Source organism: Mesorhizobium sp. M8A.F.Ca.ET.161.01.1.1, from assembly GCF_004792105.1.
In the GTDB taxonomy this organism is placed as follows: Bacteria; Pseudomonadota; Alphaproteobacteria; order Rhizobiales; family Rhizobiaceae; genus Mesorhizobium.
Genome location: NZ_SRTD01000543.1, coordinates 1 through 278, shown reverse-complemented (window position 1 = coordinate 278; position 278 = coordinate 1). Strand labels below are relative to the sequence as shown.

General features: G+C 52.5%; 1 protein-coding gene. It reads left to right on the top strand.

What is annotated here, in order from left to right; translation table 11 throughout:
• Window positions 1–62: 62 nt before the first annotated feature.
• Window positions 63–278, top strand: a 216-nt coding sequence (locus tag EN804_RS36940) for a hypothetical protein (protein WP_135902003.1), incomplete at its 3' end; no start/stop codon positions are given.

The window sequence follows — 278 nt, the reverse complement described above, 5'->3', positions numbered from 1 at the left end:
TTAAGTTACATACTGAAAAAGATATATTAGATACCACTAATTCTCAACCAGGGACTCACAACATGACCATCGACCAGACAACCGCAAAAGTGCTGACCGACCTCCTTCGCGAACTCTCTTCAGAACTGGACCTTCATCACGAAGATGACCAGTTCCCAGCCCTCAAGGCAACAATCGACGCGCTGCGAGGCGCTGCTACGCTGATGACGAACGCCGGCCACAAGGCCCCTGAAGTCTACCACCATGTCATGCGCCGCTTCGAACGAGCGACTCGTTCC